General features: G+C 70.3%; 8 protein-coding genes. 5 read left to right on the top strand and 3 right to left on the bottom strand.

Annotated elements, in window-relative coordinates; translation table 11 throughout:
• Positions 1 to 344 precede the first annotated feature (344 nt).
• The 4 genes from nhaA to ACWF94_RS25830 all read left to right on the top strand — a co-directional run bounded on the left by nhaA (position 345) and on the right by ACWF94_RS25830 (position 3725).
• Positions 345 to 1736: a Na+/H+ antiporter NhaA gene (gene nhaA, locus ACWF94_RS25845; RefSeq protein WP_453493072.1), complete on the top strand. Its 1392-nt coding sequence runs from the start codon at positions 345 to 347 to the stop codon at positions 1734 to 1736.
• A gap of 81 nt (positions 1737 to 1817) precedes the next feature.
• Positions 1818 to 2270 carry a phage holin family protein gene (locus tag ACWF94_RS25840; protein WP_453493069.1) on the top strand — a complete coding sequence of 151 codons (453 nt, stop codon included), beginning with the start codon at positions 1818 to 1820 and terminating at the stop codon, positions 2268 to 2270.
• A gap of 124 nt (positions 2271 to 2394) precedes the next feature.
• A complete protein-coding gene (locus ACWF94_RS25835) occupies positions 2395 to 3324 on the top strand; it encodes an alpha/beta fold hydrolase (protein WP_453493066.1) in 930 nt (309 codons plus the stop codon).
• Between the two features lie 212 nt (positions 3325 to 3536).
• Positions 3537 to 3725 (top strand): hypothetical protein, encoded by a 189-nt coding sequence (locus ACWF94_RS25830; RefSeq protein WP_453493063.1) that lies wholly within the window; start codon positions 3537 to 3539, stop codon positions 3723 to 3725.
• 248 nt (positions 3726 to 3973) lie between these two features.
• On the opposite strand, the gene ACWF94_RS25825 is transcribed toward ACWF94_RS25830, so the two are convergent.
• The 3 genes from ACWF94_RS25825 to nth all read right to left on the bottom strand — a co-directional run bounded on the left by ACWF94_RS25825 (position 3974) and on the right by nth (position 7218).
• Positions 3974 to 5173, bottom strand: coding sequence for a MarP family serine protease (locus tag ACWF94_RS25825; protein WP_453493060.1), 1200 nt, complete (start codon positions 5171 to 5173; stop codon positions 3974 to 3976).
• Positions 5174 to 5292: 119 nt separating this feature from the next.
• Positions 5293 to 5955 carry an NUDIX hydrolase gene (locus ACWF94_RS25820; RefSeq protein WP_453493057.1) on the bottom strand — a complete coding sequence of 221 codons (663 nt, stop codon included), beginning with the start codon at positions 5953 to 5955 and terminating at the stop codon, positions 5293 to 5295.
• Between the two features lie 438 nt (positions 5956 to 6393).
• Positions 6394 to 7218, bottom strand: a complete 825-nt coding sequence (gene nth / locus ACWF94_RS25815) for an endonuclease III (protein WP_453493054.1) — start codon at positions 7216 to 7218, stop codon at positions 6394 to 6396.
• Positions 7219 to 7635: 417 nt separating this feature from the next.
• Here nth and ACWF94_RS25810 point away from each other — a divergent pair, with 417 nt between their 5' ends.
• A complete protein-coding gene (locus tag ACWF94_RS25810) occupies positions 7636 to 8310 on the top strand; it encodes a Crp/Fnr family transcriptional regulator (protein WP_453493051.1) in 675 nt (224 codons plus the stop codon).
• The last annotated feature ends 47 nt before the right edge of the window (positions 8311 to 8357 follow it).

Genomic DNA, 8357 nt, shown 5'->3' with positions numbered 1-8357 from the left:
CACCGAAACCGCGCACCGACACCGCCCCGCGCCCCCGCCCCTGCCGCGCACCGGCTCGCCCTGGCCCCCGCTCGCACCGGCCCGCCCTGACCTCACCCCGGCCCCGTGCTGAACGGGCTCCCCGGGCTCCCGGGGGCTCCCCGGCAGGTGACTGGCGGCTCCACGCCTGCCACGCACCCGTTATGCCCCTAAGGTAAGAAAAAGTGACGATCGCCGGATAGCCCCTTGCGTACGTTAGGTAAAGTAAGGAATGCGTCAACGACGCGATAAGAAAACCTAGGTGCGCCGGGAAGTCTGGTCGGCATGTGCTTTGCCCTGCCCGACCGACCGGAGGTTCCCCGACCATGCCCGCGCCCACCACCCGTAAATTCCTCGGCCGACTCTCGCTGCCCGAGCGCACCTTCGTGGCGGACGCCCTGCGCACCGAGACCGTCGGCGGCGTACTTCTCCTCGCGGCCGCCATCGCCGCGCTGATCTGGGCGAACACCCCGCTCGGCGACAGCTACGAGGCCGTACGCGACTTCCATATTGGGCCGGCGTCCCTCGGGCTTGACCTCTCCATCCAGCACTGGGCCGCCGATGGACTGCTCGCGATCTTCTTCTTCGTCGCCGGTGTCGAGCTGAAGCGGGAACTGGTCGCCGGTGAGCTGCGCGAACCCAAGGCAGCCGCGCTCCCGGTCATCGCCGCGATCTGCGGTATGGCCGCGCCCGCGCTCGTCTATCTGCTGGTCAACACGGTCGGCGGCGGCTCCACCGACGGCTGGGCCGTCCCCACCGCCACCGATATCGCCTTCGCGCTCGCCGTCCTCGCGGTCATCGGCACCTCGCTGCCGTCCGCGCTGCGCGCGTTCCTGCTGACGCTCGCCGTCGTCGACGACCTCTTCGCGATACTGATCATCGCGATCTTCTTCACCAGCGATCTGAACTTCGCCGCCCTCGGCGGGGCCGTCGTGGGCCTGGTGGTCTTCTGGGTGCTGCTGCGCAAGGGCGTGCGCGGCTGGTACGTATACGTCCCGCTGGCGCTCACCATCTGGGGGCTGATGTACAACAGCGGCGTCCACGCCACCATCGCCGGTGTCGCGATGGGCCTGATGCTGCGGTGCGGTCGCCGGCCGCACGAGGAGCACTCCCCCGGTGAGTACATCGAGCATCTGGTGCGCCCCCTGTCCGCGGGGCTCGCCGTCCCGCTGTTCGCGCTCTTCTCGGCGGGCGTCAGCGTGTCCGGCGGCGCCGTCGGGGATGTCTTCACCCAGCCGGAGACCCTCGGTGTCGTCCTCGGTCTGGTGGTCGGCAAGGCCGTGGGCATCTTCGGCGGCACCTGGCTCGCGGCGCGCTTCACCCGCGCCGAGCTGAACGAGGATCTGGCCTGGCCCGATGTGTTCGCCGTCGCCACGCTCGCCGGTATCGGCTTCACCGTGTCGCTCCTCATCGGTGAACTCGCCTTCGCGGGCGACGCGGTACTCACCGACGAGGTCAAGGCCGCGGTTCTGATCGGCTCGTTGATCGCTGCCGTGTTCGCGGGGATTCTCCTCAAGTTGCGGGTACGCAAGTACCGGGCACTGTGGGAGGACGAGGAGCGCGACGAAGACCAGGACGGTATCCCCGACGTCTACGAGCAGGGCAAACCCGAATATCACCTGCGTATGGCGGCGATCCATGAGAAGAAGGCCGCCGAACACCGCCGTCTCGCGGAACTGGCGGGGGCGTCGCGCGGTGACGGCGCCGGTCCGGCATGATCTGATGGCGGACTCAGGGAAGCGTCGGCCTCAGGAGACAGGTATCGACCTCAGGCGACCCTCACGAGACAGGGAGCAGTGATGAGCGACCCCGGCACCAGTGCCGAGCGCAGCCTCGGCCAGCTGGTCGCCTCGGCGACCGCCGAGATGTCCGCGCTTGTGCACGACGAGATCGCGCTGGCCAAGGCGGAGCTGCGGCAGGACGTCAAGCGCGGCGCGATCGGTGGTGTGGCCATCAGTATCGCGGGCGTATTCGCGCTCTTCTCCCTGCCGGTGTTCAGCTTCGCGGCGGCGTACGGGATCCACAATCTGGGCCTCGGTCTGGCGTGGTCGTTCCTGATCGTGGGCGGGGCGTTCCTGCTGCTGGCGGGCCTGCTGGCGTGGCTGGCCATCAACAAGTTCAAGAAGGTCAAGCCGCCGGAGAAGTCCATCGCGTCGGCGAAGGAGACCGCGGCCGTCCTGCAGAACGCCAAGCCGCACCCCCGGGCGGCGCAGGACGGGCTCCCGGTCCCGGCGGGGTCGCGGGAGGGATGACGTCGGACGCCGGGGCTTCGGCAACCGCCGCGGCTTCGGTGTCCCCCGCCAGGGCAGGGCCCGCCCCTCCCGGCCGGAACGGCGCGATCAACACGAGGCGCTCGGGTGTGGCACGCTCATCAGCATGACGGCCCCTGAATCCGGTAATGGAAGCCCCGTACGCATCGACGGTCCCTGGACCCACCGCGACGTGGCCGCCAACGGCGCGCGCTTCCATATCGCCGAGATGGGCGACGGTCCCCTGGTGCTGCTCCTCCACGGTTTCCCGCAGTTCTGGTGGACCTGGCGGCATCAGCTGCCCGCGCTCGCCGACGCCGGGTACCGGGCGGTCGCGATGGATCTACGGGGCGTGGGCGGCAGTGACCGTACGCCGCGCGGGTACGACCCCGCCAACCTCGCCCTCGACATCACCGGCGTGGTGCGCTCGCTCGGCGAGCCGGACGCGGCGCTGGTCGGTCATGATCTGGGCGGCTATCTGGCGTGGACGGCGGCGGTGATGCGGCCGAAGCTGGTCCGCAGGCTCGCCGTCTCCGCCATGCCGCACCCCCGGCGGTGGCGCTCCGCGATGCTGGCCGACTTCTCACAGAGCCGGGCCGGATCGTACGTCTGGGGCTTCCAGCGGCCGTGGCTGCCGGAGCGTCAGCTCGTGGCGGACGACGGGGCCTTGGTAGGCAAGCTGATCCACGACTGGTCGGGGCCCAAGCCGCCCGACGAGTCGGCGCTCGATGTCTACCGGCGGGCGATGTGCATCCCGTCGACGGCGCACTGCTCGATCGAGCCGTACCGGTGGATGGTGCGATCGCTGGCCCGGCCCGACGGTATCCAGTTCAACCGCCGGATGAAGCGCCCGGTGCGGGTGCCGACGCTGCATCTGCACGGCTCGCTGGACCCGGCGATGCGCACCCGCAGCGCGGCCGGCTCGGGAGCGTATGTGGAGGCGCCGTACCGCTGGCGGCTCTTCGACGGTCTCGGGCACTTCCCGCATGAGGAGGACCCGCTGGCGTTCTCCACGGAGCTGATCAACTGGCTCAAGGACCCGGAACCCGACCGCTAGGTCGCGTCGGCCGGGCCGAACGCGCGGCCAGGAGAAACGCGTACCTCCAACCCGCCGCCGAGGGCTCCCACCCTGGTGTACCGGGCAGGCCCGGTACACCTCTCAAACACCAGGGAACGCTTGTCCTACGAACATCCAAATGCCCGGCGCATAGGCCGATTGGCCGCCCCTGACACGGTTACCGACCTTGGGCCACGGGCAGACGTCCCGGTATGGGCTGGACGTACGACTACGGTGACGCGGCACGCAACCGTCGCTCGGCCAATGGTTCGAGCACACGCAACAGTGATGGCCCGCAGGGCGAGGGCCCCGAGCACGCGGCGCAAGGGATCGGGATTCCCCGCATCCTGCGACGGCGCGCCCGCTGGGTATCCGCCCGATTGCGGCACACCCGCCACTGACACACACCACAGACACACACCACAGCAATCCCACGGGCCGCACCTCACGGCGACAGAAGACCCGGGCGTGGGCTGGACAGGGCGGGCTGCACCAGGGACTGGCTGACTCAGGCGCGGGCTGCCCCAGGCGCGGGCTGACTTCCGGCGCGGGCCGACCCAGGGGCGGCTGCCCCAGGGACTGGCCGACCCAGGCGCGGGCTGACCAAGTGACTGGCCGGCCCAGGCGCGGACAGGCCGTACGCGGGCCGCTACAGCGCGCATCCCTGGCTGTCCACTTCCTGGCCCGCCGACAGACCCGCCGAGATGTCCCCGGCGATCTCGTCCACGGTCAGGGCGTAACCGGTGTTGGGGTCGTCCAGCGACCGGGCGAAGATGACTCCGTACACCTCGCCCTCGGGGGTGAGCAGCGGGCCGCCGGAGTTGCCCTGGCGGACCGTGGTGAACAGGGAGTAGACATCGCGGCGGACGGTGCCCCGGTGGTAGATGTCGGGGCCGTTGGCGTTGATCCGGCCGCGGACGCGGGCCGAGCGGACGTCGTACGCGCCGTTCTCCGGGAATCCGGCGACGATGGCGCCGTCTCCGGTGCGCGCGTCGGGCTCGGCGAACGTGAGCGGCTTGGCCTTGAGGTCGGGGACGTCCAGCACGGCGATGTCGCGCTCCCAGTCGTAGAGGACGACCGTCGCGTCGTAGAGCCTGCCCTCACCGCCGATCTGTACGGTCGGCTCGTCCACGCCGCCGACGACATGCGCGTTGGTCATCACCCGCCGCTCGCCGAAGACGAATCCGGTGCCTTCGAGGACCTTGCCGCAGCTGTTCGCCGTACCGACGACCTTGACGATGGACTTCTTGGCGCGGGCGGCGACCGGGCTGCCCTGGAGTGCCGGGTCGGGGGCCTCGACCTCCTTGATGGGCTCGTCGGAGAAGGGGCTGAAGACCTGCGGGAGCCCGTTCTGCGCGAGGACGGAAGAGAAGTCCGTGAACCAGGTGGAGGCCTGAGCGGGCATCACCCGGGAGACGCCCAGCAGCACTTTGGAGGTACGGACCTCCTTGCCGAGGGTGGGCAGCGCCGTCCCGGCGAGCGCGGAGCCGATCAGCCAGGCGACCAGGAGCATCGCGACGACATTGACCAGAGCGCCGCCGGTGGCGTCCAGAGCGCGGGCGGGTGACCAGGTGATGTACCGGCGCAGCTTGTTGCCGAGGTGCGTGGTGAACGCCTGGCCGACCGAGGCACAGACGATCACGATGACGACGGCGACGACCGTGACCGTGGTGGACACCTCACGGTCGTCCGTCAGTTCGGCCCAGAGCACGGGCAGCAGATAGACCGCGACGAGACCGCCGCCGAGGAATCCGATCACCGACAGAATGCCGACGACGAAACCCTGTCGATAGCCGATGATCGCGAACCATACGGCGGCGACCAGCAACAGGATGTCCAGCACGTTCACCGTGGTTTGCCTCGCACCTTCATCGCCTTCGTCACCGGATGTCGGTCCAGCTCATCACCGGATGTCGATCCGGCTCGTGGCCGGTGTTCGATCCGGCCGGGGTTCGGAGGGTCAGCCTGTCATGCGCGCCAGTCCAGCGGGACCTGCTTGCCCCGGTCCCATGGCCGCTCCCAGCCCGCGAAGTGCAGGATGCGGTCGATCACACCGGCGGTGAAGCCCCAGACCAGGGCTCCTTCGACGGTGAAGGCGGGGCCGCGCATCCCGCTGGGGTGCACGGTCGTGGCCCGGTTGGCCGGGTCCGTGAGATCCGCCACGGGCACGGTGAAGACCCGGGCCGTCTCCGCCGGGTCGACCGCTCCGACGGGGCTCGGGGTCCGCCACCAGCCCAGTACGGGCGTGACGACGAAACCGCTCACCGGGATGTAGAGCTTGGGCAGCGCCGCGAAGAGCTGGACGCCCGCCGGGTCGAGCCCGGTCTCCTCCTCCGCCTCGCGCAACGCCGCCCGCAGCGGCCCCGAGGTGGCCGGGTCGCCGTCCTCGGGATCGAGGGCGCCCCCGGGGAAGGCCGGCTGCCCGGCGTGCGAGCGCAGACTGCCGGCCCGCTCCATCAGCAGCAGCTCAGGCCCGGTCGCGCCCTCGCCGAAGAGGACCAGGACGGCGGACTGTCTGCCCGCGCCGTTCGCAGGGGGCAGAAAGCTGCTGAGCTGGCGGGGCCGGACGGTGTCCGCGGCGCGCGCGACGGGATCGAGCCAGCCGGGCAGCCCCTCGGCGGTGACGGTCACCTCACCGCGCGGGGGCGCATGGCGGTGCCGGACGGCGTCGCCGCGCCCGGCCCCGGGACGACGGGCGGTCGCGGGGCCGGGCCCGGGGATGTGGCGGCGGGCGGTCGTACCACCGTCGCCGGCCGCGTCACCACTCCCACACCCGGAAAACCCAGACGAGTCAGAAAACCCGGACAAGTCAGAAAACTCAGACATCCCTGCCTCGTCACCGCCTCGCTCGAACACCCCGGCCTCGCCCTGCGCCTCGGCCCCTTCCCCCTCAGGGGCTCTTGCGGACTCAGGGACTCTGGCGCACTCAGGGCCTCTGACATACCTCTGGTCGCTGCCGTACCTCTGGTCGTACGTCTCTTCTCCTACGTGCATGGCACCCCCTCCCCCACAACGCCCGGCACCACGTCGATCGTTCCGCCGCCTCCCGACCGGCCGTACCGGCTCGGGTCACCCGGTCTCGCCCACGGGCCGCTCCCCCAGCGCCGGCGCGGGCCTGCCCGGGTAGTCCGGCGGCGGGCTCAGCCGCTGGCCCGGCTGCCCGCCCAGCTCGTACTTGAGCAGCTTCCGGGCCTTCTCCGGGTCGGTCTCGCCCTCCCCGTACGACGGGCACAGATGCGCGATCGGACAGGCTCCGCACGCCGGTCTCCGGGAGTGGCAGATACGGCGTCCGTGGAAGATCACCCGGTGCGAGAGCATCGTCCACTCGGATTTGGGGAAGATGGCGGCGATCTCCGCCTCGACCTTCTCCGGGTCCTCCTGCTCGGTCCACTTCCAGCGGCGCACCAGCCGGCCGAAGTGGGTGTCGACGGTGATCCCGGGGACCCCGAAGGCATTGCCCAGCACGACGAACGCCGTCTTGCGCCCGACGCCGGGCAGCGAGACCAGATCCCCCAGCCGCCCGGGGACCTCACCCCCGAAATTGTCCCGGAGCGAGGTGGACAGACCCAGCAGGGACTTGGCCTTGGCGCGGAAGAAGCCCGTGGGGCGGATGATCGCCTCCAGGTCCTCGGGCGCCGCCGCGGCCATGTCCTCAGGGGTGGGATACCTGGCGAAGAGCGCGGGGGTCGTCTGGTTCACCCGCAGGTCCGTGGTCTGGGCGGAGAGGACCGTGGCCACCAGCAGCTCGAAGGGGTTGCGGAAGTCCAGCTCCGGATGGGCGTACGGATAGACCTCGGCCAGCTCGCGGTTCATCCGGCGCGCCCGGCGGACCATCGCGAGCCGGGACTCGGGCTTGCCGGGGTCCGGAACCGAACGCGGCCTCGAACGCGACACCGGCCCCTTTGGGGGCGCGGAGACCGGCCTGACCGGATTCTTCGGTTCCGTTTCAGCCTGATGTGCGGCTTTTCGGGCACCGGTCGGCAACTGTTCGCCCACAGCGGAATTCTGCTTTCCGGACACTCTTCCAGCCCCCTTGGCCTGCGCTCTCACCGGCGAATTGGACACTCGGCAAGCCTACGGTCCACCACTGACATCCGCCCCGGTCACCGGTAATCCGGACCCAATCGGGCCCCTGCCGCACGAACAGGTGCACCAGTGCGTCAGACTTGTTGTGATTGATCGCATGAATATTTACTTGCCAGGGGTCGCCCACAGCCGAGCTGTCCTGCGCGGTGTCCCCCGGACCGGCACGCCGCGGTCCGGCATCATGGGGGGCCATGGTCCCTGAGCAGGTCGACAAGGAGAGAACTCGTGGACGACGTTCTGCGGCGCGCCCCGCTCTTCGCGGCGCTCGATGACGAGCAGGCCGCGGAGCTTCGCGGCTCGATGAGTGAGGTGACGCTCGCCCGCGGCGACGCGCTCTTCCATGAGGGCGACCCCGGTGACCGCCTCTATGTGGTCACCGACGGCAAGGTCAAGCTGCACCGCACCTCCCCCGACGGCCGCGAGAACATGCTCGCGGTCCTCGGCCCGGGAGAGCTGATCGGCGAGCTGTCCCTGTTCGACCCGGGCCCGCGCACGGCGACCGCCACCGCGCTGACCGAGGTCAAGCTCCTCGGCCTCGGCCACGGCGACCTCCAGCCCTGGCTGAATGTCCGCCCCGAGGTGGCCACCGCGCTGCTGCGCGCCGTCGCCCGCAGGCTGCGCAAGACCAATGACCAGATGTCCGACCTGGTCTTCTCCGACGTTCCTGGCCGGGTGGCCCGTGCGCTCCTCGATCTGTCGCGCCGCTTCGGTGTGCAGTCGGAGGAGGGCATCCATGTCGTCCACGATCTGACCCAGGAGGAGCTGGCCCAGCTCGTCGGCGCCTCCCGCGAGACGGTGAACAAGGCCCTGGCCGACTTCGCCCAGCGCGGCTGGCTGCGCCTTGAGGCGCGCGCCGTGATCCTGCTGGATGTGGAGCGGCTCGCCAAGCGTTCACGCTAGGTCCTGGAGCAAGCGCCGGCTCCTGGGACAGGCGCCGGCTCCTGGAA

The organism is Streptomyces sp. NPDC055078 (assembly GCF_053607985.1).
This window is presented reverse-complemented; position numbering and strand designations above follow the sequence as displayed.